The sequence below is a fragment of the Methylotuvimicrobium buryatense 5G genome (assembly GCF_000341735.1).
Lineage (GTDB): Bacteria > Pseudomonadota > Gammaproteobacteria > Methylococcales > Methylomonadaceae > Methylotuvimicrobium > Methylotuvimicrobium buryatense.
Map to the genome: position 1 here is coordinate 3,023,851 of NZ_KB455575.1, position 17,022 is coordinate 3,040,872.

18 protein-coding genes are annotated in these 17,022 nt (G+C 52.9%); 7 read left to right on the forward strand and 11 right to left on the reverse strand.

What is annotated here, in order from left to right; translation table 11 throughout:
* Positions 1 to 16 precede the first annotated feature (16 nt).
* The gene (locus tag METBU_RS0113580) at positions 17 to 658 is read right to left on the reverse strand and encodes a SagB/ThcOx family dehydrogenase (protein ID WP_138767061.1); all 642 of its coding nucleotides are present in this window, start codon (positions 656 to 658) and stop codon (positions 17 to 19) included.
* 75 nt (positions 659 to 733) lie between these two features.
* Here METBU_RS0113580 and METBU_RS0113585 point away from each other — a divergent pair, with 75 nt between their 5' ends.
* Positions 734 to 988: a DUF504 domain-containing protein gene (locus tag METBU_RS0113585; protein WP_017841154.1), complete on the forward strand. Its 255-nt coding sequence runs from the start codon at positions 734 to 736 to the stop codon at positions 986 to 988.
* 409 nt (positions 989 to 1,397) lie between these two features.
* Here METBU_RS0113585 and cydX read toward each other — a convergent pair whose 3' ends face one another.
* A complete protein-coding gene (cydX, locus tag METBU_RS26435; RefSeq protein ID WP_017841155.1) occupies positions 1,398 to 1,541 on the reverse strand; it encodes a cytochrome bd-I oxidase subunit CydX in 144 nt (47 codons plus the stop codon).
* A 191-nt stretch (positions 1,542 to 1,732) separates the two neighbouring features.
* Here cydX and METBU_RS0113595 point away from each other — a divergent pair, with 191 nt between their 5' ends.
* From METBU_RS0113595 to METBU_RS0113610, 4 genes are all read left to right on the forward strand, one after another.
* A complete protein-coding gene (locus tag METBU_RS0113595) occupies positions 1,733 to 2,167 on the forward strand; it encodes an archease (RefSeq protein WP_017841156.1) in 435 nt (144 codons plus the stop codon).
* Positions 2,168 to 2,210: 43 nt separating this feature from the next.
* Positions 2,211 to 3,641 (forward strand): RtcB family protein, encoded by a 1,431-nt coding sequence (locus METBU_RS0113600; RefSeq protein ID WP_017841157.1) that lies wholly within the window; start codon positions 2,211 to 2,213, stop codon positions 3,639 to 3,641.
* Positions 3,626 to 4,015, forward strand: a complete 390-nt coding sequence (locus tag METBU_RS0113605; protein WP_017841158.1) for a DUF72 domain-containing protein — start codon at positions 3,626 to 3,628, stop codon at positions 4,013 to 4,015. Before METBU_RS0113600 ends, METBU_RS0113605 begins: the two co-directional genes overlap by 16 nt.
* A 355-nt stretch (positions 4,016 to 4,370) precedes the next feature.
* Positions 4,371 to 5,645 carry a diguanylate cyclase gene (locus METBU_RS0113610; protein WP_017841159.1) on the forward strand — a complete coding sequence of 425 codons (1,275 nt, stop codon included), beginning with the start codon at positions 4,371 to 4,373 and terminating at the stop codon, positions 5,643 to 5,645.
* A 397-nt stretch (positions 5,646 to 6,042) separates the two neighbouring features.
* Here the strand turns inward: METBU_RS0113610 and METBU_RS0113615 are convergent, their stop codons facing one another.
* From METBU_RS0113615 to METBU_RS0113655, 9 genes are all read right to left on the reverse strand, one after another.
* Positions 6,043 to 7,257, reverse strand: coding sequence for an IS1096 element passenger TnpR family protein (locus tag METBU_RS0113615; RefSeq protein WP_017841160.1), 1,215 nt, complete (start codon positions 7,255 to 7,257; stop codon positions 6,043 to 6,045).
* A gap of 111 nt (positions 7,258 to 7,368) precedes the next feature.
* Positions 7,369 to 7,842 carry an RES family NAD+ phosphorylase gene (locus METBU_RS0113620; protein ID WP_017841161.1) on the reverse strand — a complete coding sequence of 158 codons (474 nt, stop codon included), beginning with the start codon at positions 7,840 to 7,842 and terminating at the stop codon, positions 7,369 to 7,371.
* The gene (parS, locus tag METBU_RS0113625) at positions 7,839 to 8,288 is read right to left on the reverse strand and encodes a type II RES/Xre toxin-antitoxin system antitoxin (RefSeq protein WP_017841162.1); all 450 of its coding nucleotides are present in this window, start codon (positions 8,286 to 8,288) and stop codon (positions 7,839 to 7,841) included. Before parS ends, METBU_RS0113620 begins: the two co-directional genes overlap by 4 nt.
* 129 nt (positions 8,289 to 8,417) lie before the next feature.
* Positions 8,418 to 9,407, reverse strand: a complete 990-nt coding sequence (locus METBU_RS0113630; RefSeq protein ID WP_138767060.1) for a 1-phosphofructokinase family hexose kinase — start codon at positions 9,405 to 9,407, stop codon at positions 8,418 to 8,420.
* A 10-nt stretch (positions 9,408 to 9,417) separates the two neighbouring features.
* Positions 9,418 to 10,644, reverse strand: coding sequence for a beta-ketoacyl-ACP synthase (locus tag METBU_RS0113635; protein ID WP_017841164.1), 1,227 nt, complete (start codon positions 10,642 to 10,644; stop codon positions 9,418 to 9,420).
* Entirely contained in the window at positions 10,638 to 11,363 is a 726-nt protein-coding gene (fabG, locus tag METBU_RS0113640; protein WP_017841165.1) for a 3-oxoacyl-ACP reductase FabG, read from the reverse strand. The genes METBU_RS0113635 and fabG overlap by 7 nt, the downstream gene beginning before the upstream one ends.
* Before the next feature lie 182 nt (positions 11,364 to 11,545).
* Positions 11,546 to 11,986 carry an ApeP family dehydratase gene (locus tag METBU_RS0113645; protein ID WP_017841166.1) on the reverse strand — a complete coding sequence of 147 codons (441 nt, stop codon included), beginning with the start codon at positions 11,984 to 11,986 and terminating at the stop codon, positions 11,546 to 11,548.
* Positions 11,983 to 13,164: a beta-ketoacyl-ACP synthase gene (locus METBU_RS0113650; protein WP_017841167.1), complete on the reverse strand. Its 1,182-nt coding sequence runs from the start codon at positions 13,162 to 13,164 to the stop codon at positions 11,983 to 11,985. Before METBU_RS0113650 ends, METBU_RS0113645 begins: the two co-directional genes overlap by 4 nt.
* Before the next feature lie 4 nt (positions 13,165 to 13,168).
* Complete coding sequence (locus METBU_RS0113655) at positions 13,169 to 14,404, reverse strand: NAD(P)/FAD-dependent oxidoreductase (protein ID WP_017841168.1); 1,236 nt, start codon at positions 14,402 to 14,404, stop codon at positions 13,169 to 13,171.
* 1,039 nt (positions 14,405 to 15,443) lie between these two features.
* Here METBU_RS0113655 and METBU_RS0113660 point away from each other — a divergent pair.
* A complete protein-coding gene (locus METBU_RS0113660) occupies positions 15,444 to 15,683 on the forward strand; it encodes an acyl carrier protein (protein ID WP_017841169.1) in 240 nt (79 codons plus the stop codon).
* Complete coding sequence (locus METBU_RS0113665) at positions 15,680 to 17,011, forward strand: hypothetical protein (RefSeq protein WP_017841170.1); 1,332 nt, start codon at positions 15,680 to 15,682, stop codon at positions 17,009 to 17,011. The genes METBU_RS0113660 and METBU_RS0113665 overlap by 4 nt, the downstream gene beginning before the upstream one ends.
* Positions 17,012 to 17,022 lie beyond the last annotated feature (11 nt).

The following is a 17,022-nucleotide window of genomic DNA, read 5'->3' on the forward strand; positions in this document are numbered from 1 at the left end:
CTTTTTTACGCCTGCGTTATTGAACCGGATAACCCAACGGCAACAGATACAATGGACGTTGATCTTTGGGCAGTTTAAGGGCTTCCGCTACACGCTTATCGTTGAACGCACCAATCGGCACGCCGGCCAGCCCTTGAGCAGTTGCTTGCAGCAATAGATTCTGTGCCGCATGACCAACTTCGATCGGGACATAAAGATTCGCGCGCTCTCGATATTTGATGGAGGTCCTTTCGAAAACGGCGGTAAAAACAAAAACGGCCGGCGCCGAGCCGACTGAGTCTTGATCCAGCGCGGCTTTTTGCAATTCCGATCGACGGTCACCTTCGACAGTGCGTTTGAGCTCATGACGCTCAGGAATATAGCGATAAATTCCGGCCGGCAGTACGACATAAGTTTCTAGCGGATACAACGCACCGGCCGAAGGCGCCGCACGTAGGCCGCCCTTTGTATCGGTAATGCCTTGCGCCGCCCAAAGCAATTGCCCGATCTGCTCGATCGATAAAGTTTTTGCCGCAAACGCCCGTATTGAGCGTCGTGCGGCGATGCTTTGTTCCAGCGACATCGAACCGACAACTTTCGCTTGCGGCAGATGTATCGTTTCGTCAAAAGCGATCGCTTGCGAGAAAAGCACCATCGGGATCAATCCTATCGAGTTCACGGCTTGCACCTCAGTAGTCGTCTAGATCCAATTTAGTGTAGCATTTCGGCAAGTTTTCAATGCGGATTTAGACCCATGCAACCGGTACAAGACATACTGAACCGCATCCGATGGGACGAACATTGGAAGGGCGACGAATTCAAGATCGGCTATTACGACCGGATCGAAGACAGACTGATCGTTGTAGCGTTCAACGAAATCCGTTTCCCGAAGGGCGATCATTTTACATTCGAGGTTATCGACCAAGACGGCGAATTGCATTCGGTGCCCTATCACCGCGTCAAGGCGATCTTCCGCAACGGCGACCTGATTTGGCATCGCAAACATTAGAATTCCAGATCGGGTCAGCGATAGCATCACCCGATTTTTTTTAGGCTATGTTCGCGTTAGCAGTTGAAACGGTTTTCCTTCCTACTAAATAAACCATTTAGGAACTAGTCAATGATTGCTTTCCAATACACTGAGCGTGGAAGATGGTACGATTACTCGCTTGACAGGACGCCGTGAATACGTCCGTGTAGGCGTGACGGCGGCTTTCCCTACCGCCGACACCTGTCAATCGAGCAACCGTACCCTCCTTTCAACCATTAGCGTCATATTGAAAAAAGGAAAGTTATTCAGAGTTGTATCCTGGAGTTTCATGTTGGCTTTAAGTTCAAAAGTATCAACTATTAACGCGAACATAGCCTTTTTTTACGGGATGTGTCGGGTTATGGCTATTACCTAACCCGACCTACGCCTAACTCTCGTCGCACTTTTCGCCCGGCATCGCTTTAAACATATCGCAGTGATCGAAATCGCATTCGGCTTCGAGCCACATTGCGTTAATGATGCCAAATGCGCAAGCGAAGCCGACGCCCAATATCCAACTGAAATACCACATAATAAATTCCTCGATTCGGTTTTAAAGCAAGCACCGTTTGTCTGTCACATCCGATGCGCCCCGCAAAATGTGCGCAATGCCGTAATCTACATTTAATTTTTTCGGGCAACTAAAGTTAAATACGATCTTGACGGAATGTTCATAGTTTTGCGAAATTGTTCTCAATCCAGTACTCAGCAAGTCATTTTGCCATGATCGATAAAACTCTGATTCCGCATTGGGAACACTTCGAACATAAAGCCGATATCGGTATTCGCGGTATTGCGCCTGCGCTCGCCGCAGCTTTCGAGCAGGCCGCGCTGGCGATGACCTCGGTCATCTGCGATCCCGACTTGATTCTAGAACATCAATCGGTCGAAGTATCCTGTCAAGCGGACGATATCGAATTCTTATTTCTGGATTGGATCAATGAATTGATTTATCTGATGGCTGTCAAAGGCTTATTGTTCAAGCGGTTTCAGGTCGAGATCAATGGCAACTTTCTAATTGCGACGGCTTCCGGCGAACCGGCCGATCCCGCCAAACACCAACCCGCCGTCGAAATCAAGGGCGCGACCTTGACCGAACTTGCCGTGCGCCAAACCGAAGACGGGCTTTGGCTGGCTCAGTGCGTGGTGGATGTATGAATACGGCAATTTACTTCCACATTCTGCATAAAAGGTAAAATCGATGGACCTCAAACAATTCATTCAACGCGATGAAACTTGCTGGGAAATCCCGGCGAAAGGCGCGATGCGAGTGCCGGCAATTATTTATGCCGATGCCTCGCTGTTGCAAGCGATGGACCAGAAAGTCCATGAACAGATCTGCAATGTCGCGGCGCTACCGGGCATCGTCGAGGCGGCCTATGCGATGCCCGACGCGCATTGGGGCTACGGTTTTCCTATCGGCGGCGTCGGGGCGTTCGATGCGGACCAAGGCGGTGTGATTTCTGCCGGCGGCGTCGGCTTCGACATCTCCTGCGGCGTTCGCACATTGCATACCGGCCTGACGATGAACGACTTGCAAGGCGTCAAAAAAGACCTAGCCGACGAACTCTACCGCACCGTGCCGGCCGGGGTCGGCAGCCGAGGCCGCATTCATTTGAATCACGACGAAATGCGCGCGATGCTGACCGGCGGCGCGCAATGGGCCGTCGATCAGGGCTTCGGCGAAGCACGCGATCTCGAATTCACCGAGGAACGCGGCCGCGTCGACGGCGCCGAACCGCGCGATGTATCGCCGCGCGCTCGCGAACGGCAAAAAGACGAAATGGGCACGCTCGGCTCCGGCAACCATTATCTCGAAGTACAGCGTGTCGTCGAAATTTTCGATCAGGAGGTCGCCGAAGCCTACCGGCTCAAGATCGATGCGATCGTGATCAGCATTCATTGCGGTTCCCGAGGACTGGGGCATCAAATCGGCACCGAGTTCTTGAAAGACATGGCGCTCGCGGCGTCCCAATACCATATTGCTCTACCCGACCGCGAACTGGCCTGCGCGCCGCTGAATTCGCCGCTGGGCAAGCGCTATCTCGGCGCGATGCGCGCCGGCATCAATTGCGCGCTCGCGAACCGACAAATCATCACGCATTTGACGCGCCAAGCGATGAACGAAATTTTTCCGGGCATTTCAATCGACCTGCTCTACGACGTCTCGCATAATACCTGCAAACAGGAACGCCATATCGTCGGAGGTGTGACGCAGACAGTCTTCGTCCATCGCAAAGGCGCGACGCGTGCCTTCGGTCCCGGCCATCCCGACTTGCCTACCGAATACCAATCTGTCGGCCAACCGGTCTTGATAGGCGGCTCGATGGGCACGAGTTCCTATATTTTGTGCGGCACCAAACAGGCCGAGCAACGCTCGTTCAGTTCGGCCTGCCACGGCGCGGGACGAGCGATGAGCCGCCGCCAGGCCACAAAACAGTGGCACGGACGGGCGTTGGTCGATCAATTGGCCGAACAAGGCATTCTGATTCGCAGCCCATCATTACGAGGCGTCGCCGAAGAGGCGCCGGCCGCTTACAAAGACGTCAGTGCGGTCGTCGACTCCGCCGATAAGGCTGGTCTTGCGAAAAAAGTCGCGCGCCTCGAGCCTGTCATTTGCATCAAGGGCTGACCAAGCTTTATATCGGCACCAGCGGTTGGTGCTACAGACACTGGCGCGACTGTTTCTATCAAAAGACAACACAAAAAGCTTGGCTCAAGTTTTATTCCGAACGATTCAACGCCATCGAAATCAACGGCACCTTCTATCGGCTGCAAAAAACGTCGACATTCGAAAAATGGTATGCCTTGCCGCTGGCCGAAAAACTGTCGGCCATACTTTGGCAATTGCCTCAGCCGTTAAAAAAGACCTCGACCGATTGTACGGTTTTGTTGAGGCATCGAAACAATCGGCGAAAACGATTGCCGAATACTGACAACAAGGCCGAACCGTACACGTTTATTTCAACAATGATGCCGAGTGCGCCTCGCCATTCAATGCATTGACTCTGCAAGCCCTATTGCAGCATCGGTCCTGGATTTATACCTTTCGCACTTAAAATTTCGGCGATGCTTAAAGAGGCACCGGGGTGATCGACAAAGGCTTTGCCAGCACGGATGCTGGCATAGAGTCTACATGGACGTATTCACCCAACACCTAAATTCCATAGCCCATTGGCTATGGTTAACTATCTTGGATAATTTAGGTGCTGGGTTCACGGCGTTCTTTGACGGTCACCCCGGCGCCGAATTTTGATCTACGGGGTATAACTCAATTCAATAACTCCGCGCTCTATTTTTTCAACCGAAAACTGTTCGCTCGGTTATCATATTCCGCCATAGTTGTTGATGTTGGTTTTGCATGAAAACGAGGTTTTTTATTTTTTTTGTGTTGCTCTGGTTGGGACTTAACGGTATTTCGCTATTACTTCAAGTCTATAATGCTCAAGATACCGCCAAAAAAATTGCTTTCTCGCAAGGCAAGCTGTTTTTTCAACACATCGTCACGATGCGGCATTGGAATGCCCGACACGGCGGTGTCTACGTAACGGTTACCGAAGATACGCCACCTAATCCTTACTTGGATATTCCCGAACGCGATATCGTTACTCTCGACGGACGTCGGCTAACGTTGATCAACCCGGCTTATATGACGCGTCAATTGGCTGAACTGGAACACGACAAATCTCGGATTCAATTTCATATAACCAGCCTTCATCCGAAACGCCCGGAAAATAAAGCGGACGATTGGGAAACGAGTGCGCTATTGGCATTTGAAGAAGGCGAATCCGTTGTTATGGATATCGCAACCTTGCATGACGAACCGTTTTACCGCTATATGGAGCCGCTGAAAATTACCGAATCTTGTTTACGCTGCCATCGGAATTATCAAATCGGCGACATCCGTGGCGGCATCAGCGTTAGCATCCCCAAGACCAAGATTATCCCTTATGTCGAAAACCAGTTAAGTCATATCTATTTGCTGCATGCCGTAATCGCTTCACTCGGAGTGATGTTGTTGATTGTTTTTCACTACACCGAGCGACTGACCCAAAAACAGCTTATTCGCGCCAAATCCAAATTACACCTGGCTTATATCGATTCGTTGACCGGTTTGCCGAACCGGCGCTATTACGACCAGTATGTGCAAAAAGAATGGCAACGTGCATTGCGTCATCAATATCCATTATCGATAATCATGCTCGATATCGATTATTTCAAGAATTATAACGATACCGAAGGCCATCCTGCCGGCGACCAATGTCTGATCGAATTAGCCAAAGTACTTAAATTATTTTCAAAGCGCTCGGACGATTTCGTTTGCCGTTACGGCGGTGAAGAGTTTTGCGTGGTTACGGCTTGTAATGCAGAGCAAAGCTTATCGTTGGCCGAGAAGCTGAGAGACGCCGTCGAAAAAAGACGATTAAGGCACCCGAATTCGCCCGTGTCTCATTATGTGACATTGAGCCTGGGAGTTGCCACGGTCGTTCCAAAAGACACGCTAAGCTCAACCCGTTTGCTCGGTTTTGCCGACAAGGCGTTATATCTAGCTAAACAAAACGGCAGAAATCGCGTTGAACAATTCGATCAGAAACAAATCGACGATGCGGAAATGGCAACGATTGCCGAAATCTAGGCTAAAGCGGGAAACGACCAACCCACATCACGCTCTTTCCCAAGCTCCAGCTTGGGAAAGACACCCCGGAAGCTCCAGCTTCCTGAGACCGACACAACCTCCGCACATTCTCAATCAACCCCGACTCGCTCGTTCAATCTTTCTTGATTGTCGGGAAGCTAGAGCTTCCTGAACAGGTTACCCAAGCTGGAGCTTGGGTAACAGCATATTTTAGTTTTTGCGACTACGACTGGCCCCTGCTCGGACACTTGGCTTCGGCAAGCAGAAGCATCTTGATAATCAGGAAAACACATAAGAAGCTATTGAGTTAACTTCTTATTCTTCATGATCTTCATGGTGAATGCTTTTTCTAGGATAAAATTTCGGCTGGAGTAACTGGCTGATTCAGCCAAATTTTTTAATAGTAATACTGCTTCGGCGCTCTACCCTTTTTTTCGATGACTTTCGGTTCCTTATATTTCCCTGCCTCCTTGATAAGCGACTCGATTTGACACTCAAACCGCCAGTCGTCGCCGAAGTCGTAATGAAAAACAAAGGTCATGCCTTCGTGTATCGGCATTTCTCCGAGTGTCATATCATCGGCCCAATAATCGCCGTCATCGGAAAAAGGATGCATCACCGTCTCGTTTTTCCCAAGTTCGTTTTTATAAACGAACTCGTACAAATGATCGTCATCGAAGTTGAATGCATCCAGAATGCTCATCGCAAAATCGTGGAGAACCGCGTCGTGAGGGACCGCCAGTTTTCGCACAGCGTCACGCACTTTAACGGCGATCACCGAATAACCTTCCGTCAAAACCTCTCTCTCCTTTATCAATAAACGGTTTTGCCAATGCGGAAACAGCGGCATCAAATCCTTGGCGCAAAAGCCGTAGAAACCATCCGACAACTCATCGTCGTTTTCATCCATATACAGCGTAGTAGCCGTGTCAAAATAGGCTAGCAAGGTGCGGCCGAAATCCGATAACTCGACACCCTCAACCGATCCGTCGGCATTGATTTTCGGTTTCCCGGTCAAGAAACCGAATAACGTCATTAGCGCGATATTATGCAAACCGGCGAAAGTCAAGCCTATCATATACCTCGCTTCGCTTTCCTCCTTCGAGTCCAATTGCTTCGTGAATTGATAAATCTGCAAACAACGAAGAAAACCCTGAATCCTCCAACTTCTGGGTTCACCGAGAATTTCCTCATCGCCGCGTAGGATCCAACAAAACAACAACGAAAAATAACGCTCCACGGCATTGAGCTGCTGCCAGGAAGCCAATACATCCGGATCGAGTTTTAACAGTGTTTTGTTCTTATCCTTGACCAAACGCGCCAGACCGGACACTCGCAGCAACAAATAAAGCCCGTGAAGATTGGGAAACGCCTTTTGTTGAGGCCGCTTCAGTTCGGTTTCAACAGGCCGAGTCATCCGCTCATTGAGTTCAAACAAGTATTTCATGCCGATATGCTGGGTTGTTTTGGTCACTTCGATGCCATCGCTCCCAATGAAATCCAGCAGCGCCTGAAAATCTTTCAGCAAAGTACCCGGCAGGGTATCACTGAACGCCTGATTTTTTATGATCTCGGCATCTTCGGGCGATAAATGTTGGTTTTTGTTGCTCATAATCTATGCTCTGTTAGTCTTGCCTTCGGCAGGGTAATTATAGCTAAAATCTTTGACAAGCAATTGCTCAAATCGGTGCTCTGTCAAGCTTCGTAAAAGGGTTTTCGCCAATCATGACGAGAAAAGTCGTCGGTCGGGCTCAAAATCGAGCAGGCGCGCGTGCTTAACGACATCGGCAAAGGCACGATGTTTCGTGTTGACGATGAAGTTCCATTCCCGGGGTACAATGACGCTCGGCATCGCTAAAGCCAGCCCGCCGCCTTCGATCAACCACGCATCGCCGATCGCGGCGGTTTCCGGCGGCGCCGGCTCGTCGCGCCAACAGGTCGGTAATTTTTCGGCGTCGAGATAGTGGACGTCCTGTTTCGGCAATTGCAGCTCGAACAGCGCGTAATACGTCAAAAATTGCTGCTTGTCGAGATGAACCAGTATTTCCAGTATCGCAAGCGATTCGGAGCCGGCCAGATAGACGCAAGGCTTGCCTCGGCTGTTCCACCGCCCCCCGTAACGTTTCGCGCCCTCGCCGTCGAAAGCGCTGTCGATCCATTTTTGTTTGACGATTCGATAGGCTTTGATGCCGCTCAAACGAGCACTCCATGTTCGAGCCGGCCGATCAAATCCATGGCCGCCTCAGTCTCGGCGGTCGTCGCCAACATGTCGACCGGCCGGCGCCCGCCCAATCCGAGCGCGGGTTTATGTAGCCATTCGCGCGCCGCATCCAGATCGCCTTCGAACAATTCGGCCGCCGCACCCAAGAGCTCTACCAGACGATAAAGCCGATCGCTCTCCTGTTGATTGAAACGACCCGCTTTGGCGCGCCGCTGTAATGTCGACGGCGCTATCGAAGCACATTTGGCTAAATCTTTTTTGTCCAGTCCGGTAAGCTCCGCGAGTTTTCCGTAAACGCTGAACGACAACCCTTTGTGCAAAGCATCGTGAAGTTTCGCGCCGCGCGCAGGCATCCCGATCAAATGCCATACATCGCGCCGTTCATTGAATTCAGACTCGTAAATCTTCAAGGCTTCCGACATCTCGGCTTCTCCTATTGCATAATGAGTTTCATGGGTTACGTAAAGCTTTCAGGCTATATAAAGCATTTTGTCCACGAAAAACACAAAAATCACGAAAACATTCAATCACTGCACCTTACAAACCATTGGTTAATTTGGGATATTTCGTGATTTTAGTGGACTAAATACTGAATTTAGAGTCAGTATATCCTCAACCACGACACGCGAGGCAATTGAGTTAAGCCGGGCCGACTCGAACCGCCCCGGTTCCGGCGCAAACAAATTGGATGTACCGCAAGCCACGCCCAGTTTCAACGCGGCCTCCGCATCCAGACCTTGCTCCGCCGCGACCGCCAAACCGGCCACCAGCGCATCGCCGCAGCCGACGCGACTGACGATTCGTTCCGGCGCTGTATTCAGATAAGCCGATACCGCCATGTTCTCGCCGACGGCAATGCAGCCGTGCTCGCCCCTTGAGACATAAACCCGTTGAATGCCTTGACCGACCAGTTCCTTGGCAGCTTCGGCGATACTGCGTTCGTCCGGCAAGGACTTACCGAGCAAGGCTTCGAGCTCTTGTTGATTCGGTTTGATCGCATCAGGCTTGGCTTCGATGCCGAGACTCAAGCCGGAGCCGCTGGCATCCAAAAACGTCGTCACCCCGCGCTCGCGACAGACCTTGATGAGGCTACGATAGAAATCGTTTGGCGCTCCGGGCGGCAGACTGCCGGAAATGATAACGATAGCGCCGGGCTCGGCATGAGATTCGACGGTTTCGCATAAGCGGCGGCAATCATCTTCCGTAACGCTAAACCCTGCGGTTCGTATATGGGTTTCCCGGCCGCTCGCCGAATCATGCAGCGTAATGTTGGTGCGCGTCTTGCCGGAGACCACTGTCAAATCGGTTGTGAGCCGCTCGGTTTGCAAGGCATGAAACGCGTCGACCGACCGGGCTCCCGCAAAGCCCAGACATAAAACCTCACTACCCTGCGACTCGATAGCCTTCGCGACATTGATGCCTTTTCCGCAGGCGAATTCGGCGCTACGACTGGCCGACAGCGTTTCGCCAAGCGCAAAACTTTCGACTTCGAGCAATAAATCGATCGCCGTATTGGCGGTCACGGTCATGAGTTTCGCCATGGCCTGCCACTCAAACCCGCTTGAAAATTAATGAGGTATTGATGCCGCCGAAGGCGAAATTATTACTCATCAAATAGTCGCATTCCAGCTTACGCATAGCCCCTTGAATATAATCGAGCTCCGCGCATTTAGGGTCTATAGCGTCCAAATTTGCGGTTGGATGAAACCAGCCTTCGTTCATCATCCGGACCGCCGCCCAGGCTTCGATCGAGCCGCAAGCGCCGAGGGTATGGCCGGTATAACTTTTCATTGAGCTGATCGGGATCTTGCTGCCCAATACGGCTGCCGTAGCATGACTTTCGGCGATGTCGCCCAACTCGGTCGCGGTGCCGTGCGCGCTGACATAACCGATTGCCGCAGGATCCAGACCCGAGTCTTGCAGCGCCAATTGCATTGCGACCTGCATGCTCGCGCTGTCCGGTTGCGTGACATGCAAACCGTCGCAATTGGTGCCGAAACCGACGATCTCGGCATGAATCGTCGCCCCGCGGCTTAAGGCATGTTCGCGCTCTTCCAGAATGAAGGTGCCGCCGCCTTCGCCGATGACCAGGCCGTCGCGGTCACGGTCGAACGGGCGCGGCGATTTATCCGGTTCGTCGTTGCGCAGACTGGTCGCGAACAAGGTATCGAATACCGCCGCTTGCGAGGCGGACAATTCGTCGCTGCCGCCGGCGATCATCACGGTTTGCTGTCCGTGTTTAATCGCTTCGTAGGCATAACCGATGCCCTGGCTGCTCGATGTGCAGGCGCTCGAGGTCGGAATGATGCGGCCGTTGACGCCGAAATGCAGACTGATATTGACCGGGCAGGTATGCCCCATCATGCGGATATAGGATGTCGCGTTCAAGCCGCCCTTGTCGAAATTCAGCAGCATCTTGGTAAAGTCGATCAAGCCGTCGAAACTACCGGACGAACTGCCGTAAGAAACTCCGGTACGGCCGCTTTTCAAAACCGGATCATTCAGCAAACCGGCATCCTGCAAGGCCAGTTCGGTGGCATAGGTCGCCAGCATCGCGACCCGGCCCATGCCGCGCACTTGTTTGCGCGAATAATGCGCGGGCCGCGTGAAATCGACCGGCCCGCCGAGCCGGGTATTCAAGCCGTTGTATTTATCCCAATCGTCCATACGGCGAATGCCGGTGTTTTGCGCTTTCAGATTAACCGCGACCGTCGCCCAATCGTTGCCGATAGGCGTGATCGCGGCCATGCCCGTTACCACGACGCGTTTCATCAGCATAGCCCTCCGTTAACCGAAATCACCTGCCTGGTGATATATGCGGCTTCCTCTGACATTAAAAAACCGACCGTGGCCGCGACTTCATCGGCCGAACCGACCCGACGCATCGGAATCATTTTTTTGATTTCCTCGAGCGGCAACTCGTCGAGCATTTCGGTATCGATCAAGCCCGGCGCGACGCAATTGACCGTGATATTGCGTTTAGCCAGTTCCAACGCCAACGCCTTGGTCGCGCCGATGATGCCGGCCTTCGCGGCGCTGTAGTTGACCTGGCCGCGATTGCCGATCAGGCCCGAAACCGACGACAGCGTGACGATACGGCCGGGTTTGCGCCGCCTGATCATCGGCATAATCAGAGGATTCAGTACGTTATAAAAACCGTCCAGATTGGTATGCACGACACTGTCCCATTCCTCGCCGGTCAAAGCCGGAAAGGCATTGTCGCAAGTCACGCCGGCATTACAGACCACGCCGTAATAAGCGCCGTGTTCGTCGATATCTTGCTCGATCGCCGCACTGCATTGCTTGCGGTCCGCCAAATCGAATTGCAAAATGCGGGCTGCCCGACCGATGGCCTTAATTTCCTGCGCAACTTGCTCGGCCTCGCTTCGGCGGCTGCGGCAATGCACGACTACATCGTAACCCTTGCGCGCCAGATACAAAGCGATCGCCTTGCCGATGCCCCGGCTGGAGCCCGTCACTAAAACTGTTTCATTCATGCTGTTTCTTTAGTAAGTGTCCAAAATTTATTTCCCGATTTGGCTAGTATCAGGTAACGCTGGAAGAAGTGTGCGCGGCATGGACGCCGCGCCCAAGCCTATAGGGATATATTCACGGCGTCTTCTGGAAGCGTTACCTGATACTGGCCGATAAAACCGGGTAATTATTTTGAAACAATTACTTAGTTTGTGATGACCCGATTGATTGCCGTATCGGGTTGATAAACACTCAGTTTGGCCGAAATTTCCACGCCGTCGCCGGTCACTCGGCAATCGAACACGCCCAAGCCTTGATCCTGTATAAGGCGCTTGACCGTCACGACCAGCACCGCCCCGGCGTTAAGCCGGCTCACATTGCAATGATAACGCCGCGTACCCAATAAAAAGCCGGGATTGAGCGGTTTTCCGGCCAAACGGCACATCAAGCCGCCATGTGCCGCCACCGTTTGCGCCATGTATTCGATACCCAACCAAGCCGGAACGCCGGTGTTGTCGCCGAACAGACCGTCGCCGCGCACGGTTACTTGCGCACTCATCGACTCGTCGTCGTAGGTCAACACATGATCCAACAACATCATCTTGCCGGCATGCGGCAATAATTGCTCTATCGAATAAGCAATCATACACGCGACACGACAATCGAAATATTATTGCCGCCGAAAGCGAAAGAATTGCTCTGGCAATGTTCGATACGCCTGCCTAAAACTTGCCCCGCCTGCACTAAATTCAAGGACGGCAACGAGTCGTCCAACGCATCGCCGTTGACGTTCGGCGGCAATGCGCCCTCTTCATCATCGCTATTCAGCAGCAGCCAACACAGACCCAGCTCGAGTGCGCCGGCCGCGCCTAAGGCGTGCCCGGTCATGCCTTTGGTCGAACTGGCCGCGACCGAACGGCCGAAAACTTCGACGACCGCCGCGCTTTCCATCGCATCGTTCAACGGCGTGGCCGTGCCATGTAGATTAATATAGTCTATTTGCTCGGCGGTCATCCGGGCTTCGATCAATGCCGTTTGCATCGCCGTCACCACGGCCGCGCCGCCGGGGTCGGGCGCGGAAAAATGATACGCATCGCTGCTGGCACCGATTCCGCCGAGTCGCACGGGGCCTTCGTCCCGGCTCAAGATGAACAAGGCTGCGGCTTCCGATAAATTGATGCCGTCCCGGTGCCGTCCGAAAGGCTTGCACAAACCCGCCGATACCGACTCCAATGCAGCGAAACCGTTCACGGTGAAGCGGCACAGACTATCCGCGCCGCCGACGATGACGGCATCGCAAATATCCAACTCGATCAATCTTCGGGCCGAAGCGAAAGCCCGGCCGCTGGAAGAACAAGCCGTCGATACCGAATAGGCCGGTCCTTTCAAATCGAGCCGATGCGCCAAAAAATCGGCTCCGCCGGCCAATTGCTGTTGCTTGTAATGAAATCCGGACGGCTTTTCGAGACCGCCGGCGACCGCGGCAATCGCCAGCTCGGTAGTTCTTACGCCGGAAGTGCTGGTGCCGATCACCACGCCGATTCGATCCGTGCGGTATTTCCGTTTGATGCGGTCAACGCCCGCTTGAATTTGATTCAAGGCCGCGAGTAACAATCGATTGTTTTTGCAATCATAAACGCTGTATCGTTTTTCGATTTCAGGTAGTTCGGCACGAATCTCGCCGACATAAAACGGCTTACTCGGCGAATATTCATCGGTCTCGATCAAGCCGGAACGGTCTCCCGCCAGCAGTCTCGACAACATTTCGGCGCCATTGCCGCCGGCCGCCGATAGGATGCCGAGATCATTGAGATACAGCGTCATTTTCTCAAGGCTCGCGACACAATTCGACCAGGGTCTTCAACCGAGGTTCGGAGTTTTTGACATACGGATTGTTTTCATCCCAAACATAGCCGGCCAGAATCGAACAAATCATCGCTTTGATATTGGGCTGCTGCTGTTGATAAAGCACCACATCCTGTAAACCGCCGTCATACCATGAGCTGACAAAGGCGCGGAAGGTGTCGACGCCTTTTTGCAAGGGCTCGGCAAACTCCTTTTGCCAATCGACCGCAATGCCGCCGAGTTGCCGGTCCACTACCTCGGCGGCGAGACTTGCCGATTTCATCGCGATCGTGACGCCCGAGGAAAAAACCGGATCGAGAAACTCGCCGGCATTACCCAATAGCGCGTAGCCTTTGCCGTGCAGCCGCTTGACGTTGGCGCTGTAACCGCCGATGCTGTTGACCGGCGTGTCGAACACGGCATTATGCAGCAGCGCCGACAAGCCCGGCTCGGCGTCGACGAATTGCTTCAGCACCGCTTGCGGGTCGCGCTCCGGAACCTTGAGAATCTTCGCTTCGCCGACCACGCCGAGACTGCAACGCCCATTGCTGAACGGAATCAGCCAATACCAGACATCGGTCAATTCGGGATGCACGATGATGCGAATTTTGTTGCGATCGTAGCGCGGATCGTCGATTCTGTCTTCGATATGCGTGAACACGGCCTGTCGCACCGGAAAACCGGACGGTTTTTCCAAATCCAACAAACGCGGCAACACCCGCCCGAAACCGCTGGCATCGAGCACGAAATCGGCGGTCATGCGGTAGCGGTCTTCGCTGTCCCTATCCTTGACCGTCAACACCGGCTGCTCGCCGCTGAAGTCGGCCTCGACGACTTCCTGACGCCAGCGGATGTCCACGCCCATACGTTGCGCCTCGGCGGCTAGCAGCGCATCGAAGCGGTCGCGCTGAACTTGATAGGTCGAATCGAAGCCGGACGTGAATTTGTCGGCGAACCAGAATTCGCAGTGCTTGCCTTGAAATAAAAACGCCGCACCGTCCTTCAATTGAAAACCGGCATTGCGCACGGCATCGAGCATGCCGGCCTGTTCGATGAACTCCATGCATTGCGGCAGTAGGCTTTCGCCGATGCTGAAGCGCGGAAAAGCATCCCGCTCCAAGATCACAGCCCGGTATCCTTTGTTATTGAGCAATGCCGCGGCGATGCTGCCCGCAGGGCCCGCTCCGATAATAACGATATTGCCTTTTTCAGCCCTCATGCGAACCCGCCTGTTTTGCCATTGCTAACCTGTTTAAATGTTTCTCGAAATATTCATGCGCGAACTTTGTCCGCACGCTAATCGGTCATTGAATTAAAGCGGGCCACCCCTAAGCCGGACAAGGGTTGTAACCCATATACATCAAGCTAAACGCTGCTCCCCACCTCTGCTAAATCGCTATTGTTCGGAACGGATGAGAACCATTGTAATAAATCGCTGCTTTAGTTAATGGCTTCGCTATCACAATCGTACCTGCGCTCAAACAAAGCGATGGGTTTCCGCTTCGCTGCTACCCTACGGAGCACTGCCATTAAGTTAAGGTAAGCCCGTCATTCCGCCATGGACTGGCGGAATCCAGTGCCATGGATGGCAGGCTTTTGAGGCACATTCGAGCCTGAATGCCAACATTACTTATTCTGTTGAGGCTTAACTTAGGATTTAGCCGTAAATAACATCCCTATTTTAAGGAGGTTTCGGTTGCTCGATTGGCAGGTGTCGGCGCCAGGGATAGCCGCCGTCAAGCCTACACGGACGTATTCACGGCGTGCTGCCAAGCGAGTGACCGAACCTTCAACAAGGCTAATAGTTCCAGGACGTTATTTATCACGAAATCCTTAATGGCAGTGATCCTACGGCGTCGTAAGTTTGATAGGCCGCTAATGTAGGATGGGTAGAGCGGAGCGAAACCCAATCATGGAACTATGACCAAGGCAAATCAAAACGTTTGGGGCGGGTTAAATAACCCGCCCCGCGTGATTTCTAACACTCAATCCTAAAAGCTATCGCCCTTTTCCGTGACTCTACTTGCCTTAATCGGCTATCATTTAACCAACGAATTATACCTTAGAAACGAACATGAAATAACTTATTCAAATGTTGGAAGGGGGCTCAGTGGCCCGATTGACAGGTGTCGGCGACAAGGATAGCCGCCGTCAAGCCTACATGGACGTATTCACGGCGTCCTGTCAGGCGAGCCACCGAACCTCCTCAAAACATCCTGTTTCGAGAAGTTATTTTGTGCATATTCCTTACCACAGTCATGAAAAAAAAATTGCGCGACTTTATCTTTCAAGAGCTCGTTTTCGTCGCCGAGCCGAATCAATTCGGCGACGACGACGATTTGCTCGAAGCGGGCCTGGACAGCATGGGCATCATGCGCTTGATTATGTACATCGAAAACGAATTCGGCGTCACCTTGCCCGATACCGAAATCGAACCGGACAATGTGCAATCCTTTAATGCATTGGAACGTTGGATCTTAAGGCATAAAAACGCATGAGCATCGATAAGTCCGCCATTTTGGAAAGGCTGAATCCGGCCGACAGCTTCACGCTGGCGATGGACGAGGAAATCCGCCGAGACGGCTTGGCCGGCAGTTTGGCGTGTTACGGATTGGAACTCGCCAATATTCCGGATATCGACGCATTACAACAGCGAATCGACGAATTCGGTCGGCGTTTTCCGGTAGCCCGCGCCAGCCTGAGTCAAATCGGCAAACGTTTCTATTGGTGCAAGCGCTCCGATCCGCCCGACTTGTTTTTTCAGCATCATTGCCCGACCGGCGCGGATGAAGCAGAATTCCGGCACGCCACGCTCGACCGGATCATGAACGAAAAGCAGCCTCGGGAAAGCGTCGCTCCGCTCGAGTTTCATCTCTTAACCGGCCCGTCCGAAAACGTTTTTCTGATGCGTTGGCTGCATCCTTTCTGCGATGCGCGCGGCGCGGATCTGATCATCAAATATCTGTGTACCGCCGATGCCGAACAACGTCAACGCTTCGGCCATCCCGAAACCAGTCCGCTGGTATTCGAACAGTTACGTAAATACCGCTGGTGGCAAAAAATTTCGCTATTGCTGAAAGGCAAACGCTATATCGACAGGCTGGATAGACTGAGCAGCATTCAACCGTTGCGCCACGAACAACCGCCGCAACGCCTCGAGTTCGCGGTTCGCAGGCTCAGCGAGGAACAAACCGAACGGATCGTCAAACTGGCCAGGCAACAGGTCGGCTTAACCGGCACCAGTCTTTATTACATCGGCTGTCTGATGCGCGCCCTCGAAAAATGGCGTCCCGACAGTCCAGGCGAGGCTTATTGCGTGCCTTATGCATTCAATTTGCGCAAACAGCGCGCCTTATCGCCGGTCAACGGTAATCATCTCAGCGCGTTGTTCGCACAGGCGCCTCGGGAAGTCGTCAAGGACCGGCAAAAACTGTTCGAACATCTGAAACAACAAAACGCCCAAGTGATTCGTCAACAAGAAGACTATGCCTTTCTGCCGCTGATGTGGGCCGGCAGTTGGCTGTCGCTGGCCGAATACGGCAAGGTCTTGCGCCTTTCTTACGGTTCCGGTCGGGAGCGCAGTTCATTCTGGTTTTCCGATATCGGCCGTCTGGATCTTCCGGCGGACAGTTTCCCCGGCGCCGAAATCACCGACGTGTTCCATGCCTGCCAAGTCACGTCACCGCCGTCGCTGGCTTTTCTGAACTGTATTTTCCGCAATCGTTTGACCTTGAGCTATAACTATATCGAACCGATAGCCGATGCCGAAGCCATTGATGCATTGCACCGGCTGATGCTGGCGGAACTGCTGGGAGAGACGGATTGAATCGTTTTAAG

Excerpts from the sequence above, each read along its gene's own strand:
- cydX (WP_017841155.1), bottom strand. The coding sequence starts at position 1,541 with ATGTGGTATTTCAGTTGGATATTGGGCGTCGGCTTCGCTTGCGCATTT.
- METBU_RS0113630 (WP_138767060.1), bottom strand. The coding sequence starts at position 9,407 with ATGGCGAAACTCATGACCGTGACCGCCAATACGGCGATCGATTTATTG.
- fabG (WP_017841165.1), bottom strand. The coding sequence starts at position 11,363 with ATGAATGAAACAGTTTTAGTGACGGGCTCCAGCCGGGGCATCGGCAAG.
- METBU_RS0113610 (WP_017841159.1), top strand. The coding sequence starts at position 4,371 with ATGAAAACGAGGTTTTTTATTTTTTTTGTGTTGCTCTGGTTGGGACTT.
- parS (WP_017841162.1), bottom strand. The coding sequence starts at position 8,288 with ATGTCGGAAGCCTTGAAGATTTACGAGTCTGAATTCAATGAACGGCGC.
- METBU_RS0113665 (WP_017841170.1), top strand. The coding sequence starts at position 15,680 with ATGAGCATCGATAAGTCCGCCATTTTGGAAAGGCTGAATCCGGCCGAC.
- METBU_RS0113635 (WP_017841164.1), bottom strand. The coding sequence starts at position 10,644 with ATGCTGATGAAACGCGTCGTGGTAACGGGCATGGCCGCGATCACGCCT.
- METBU_RS0113650 (WP_017841167.1), bottom strand. The coding sequence starts at position 13,164 with ATGACGCTGTATCTCAATGATCTCGGCATCCTATCGGCGGCCGGCGGC.
- METBU_RS0113660 (WP_017841169.1), top strand. The coding sequence starts at position 15,444 with ATGAAAAAAAAATTGCGCGACTTTATCTTTCAAGAGCTCGTTTTCGTC.
- METBU_RS0113645 (WP_017841166.1), bottom strand. The coding sequence starts at position 11,986 with ATGATTGCTTATTCGATAGAGCAATTATTGCCGCATGCCGGCAAGATG.
- METBU_RS0113600 (WP_017841157.1), top strand. The coding sequence starts at position 2,211 with ATGGACCTCAAACAATTCATTCAACGCGATGAAACTTGCTGGGAAATC.
- METBU_RS0113595 (WP_017841156.1), top strand. The coding sequence starts at position 1,733 with ATGATCGATAAAACTCTGATTCCGCATTGGGAACACTTCGAACATAAA.
- METBU_RS0113655 (WP_017841168.1), bottom strand. The coding sequence starts at position 14,404 with ATGAGGGCTGAAAAAGGCAATATCGTTATTATCGGAGCGGGCCCTGCG.
- METBU_RS0113585 (WP_017841154.1), top strand. The coding sequence starts at position 734 with ATGCAACCGGTACAAGACATACTGAACCGCATCCGATGGGACGAACAT.
- METBU_RS0113615 (WP_017841160.1), bottom strand. The coding sequence starts at position 7,257 with ATGAGCAACAAAAACCAACATTTATCGCCCGAAGATGCCGAGATCATA.